The sequence below is a fragment of the uncultured Tateyamaria sp. genome, assembly GCF_947504105.1.
GTDB lineage: Bacteria > Pseudomonadota > Alphaproteobacteria > Rhodobacterales > Rhodobacteraceae > Tateyamaria.
In genome coordinates this window covers 1-447 of record NZ_CANNGP010000172.1, presented here as the reverse complement: position 1 = coordinate 447, position 447 = coordinate 1, and the positions used below count along the sequence as shown (strand labels likewise).

Annotated in this window: 1 protein-coding gene; it reads right to left on the bottom strand. The window is 55.9% G+C overall.

Going from position 1 to position 447, the window contains the following annotated elements:
- A partial coding sequence (locus tag Q1A75_RS24095; RefSeq protein ID WP_299641568.1) for a hypothetical protein occupies positions 1-447 on the bottom strand: 447 nt, incomplete at both ends.

Here is a 447-nt window from a genome sequence, read left to right as displayed (position 1 = left end):
AATTTTTAAAGAAGTCGTCGATCTCTTGCATTTCATCCTCTTCCTCGTGGAGATCTAAGCCAAATGGGTTGTCCAAAAGGCTAAATGGGTTGTCCACAACATTGGGTGATTGGGGCGGAAATTCAGCTCCAGAAGGGCTTGCGCCTTGATCTGGAGGCACATCGTTTCCGGTGCTTTGCAAACTTGCAGCAGGTGACAGGCTGGTCCGGGCTTTATCGGAAGGCCCTGGCTGTGGCTGCGGGGGGTGCTCTATGCGCTGCCGCTTGTTTGGCGGCTCTGACGGGGTGGTGCCCGGAGATTGGGGAGCCGTCGGCGTCGAAGCTTCGGGGCGTTTGTTTTGCCCCTGGAGCATCTGAGCTTCCTGCTCGGCGATGGTGGTTTCCAAATCAGCGGCGACATCTTGCTTTGCGGTGTAAAACAGATACTCTTGCTCACTCAGCGTGCGCG